The organism is Chloroflexaceae bacterium (assembly GCA_025057155.1).
Taxonomy (GTDB): Bacteria; Chloroflexota; Chloroflexia; order Chloroflexales; family Chloroflexaceae; genus JACAEO01.
Genome location: JANWYD010000066.1, coordinates 317 through 867 on the forward strand (window position 1 = coordinate 317; position 551 = coordinate 867).

At 61.5% G+C, this 551-nt stretch carries 1 protein-coding gene; it reads right to left on the reverse strand.

Translation table 11 applies throughout. The annotated features are described in order from the left end of the window. The coding region (locus tag NZU74_20275) for a TRAP transporter large permease subunit (protein MCS6883666.1) at window positions 1–540 on the reverse strand (540 nt) is incomplete at its 3' end. Between the last annotated feature and the right edge of the window lie 11 nt (window positions 541–551).

Consider the following 551-nt stretch of genomic DNA (forward strand, 5'->3'; position numbering starts at 1 on the left):
CAGGTCGCCCACGCCCACGCCGATCTGGTCGCTGAGCACTACCAGCACCAGGCTGGGCGGGATCAGCTGCGCCAGCGTGCCGGAAGCAATGATCACGCCGCTGGCCAGCTGTTTGTCGTAGCCATACTTCAGCATGGTCGGCAGCGAAAGCATCCCCATGACGATGATGGTCGCCGCCACCACACCGGTCGTCGCCGCCAGCAGCGTGCCGACCACCACCACGGTCAGCGCCAGACCGCCGCGCAACGGGCCAAGCAGGACGCCCACCGTCTCCAGCAGCTCCTCGGCCAGACCGGATTTTTCGAAGACGGTGCCGAGAAAGACAAAGAACGGTATGGCCAGCAGCGTGAAGTTCGACATCGTGCCGAACCAGACGTTGGGCAGAAGCAACAGGCGATTAAGATTGAACTCCCCCAGCGCCAACCCCAGCAGGCCGAAGATGATCGAGGTCGCCACGAAGGAATAAGCGACGGGATAGCCGCTGAGCAAGATGAAAAAGAAACCGGCAAACATCAGCAAGGCAAGCCACTCAGAACCCATAGTTCGGCCTT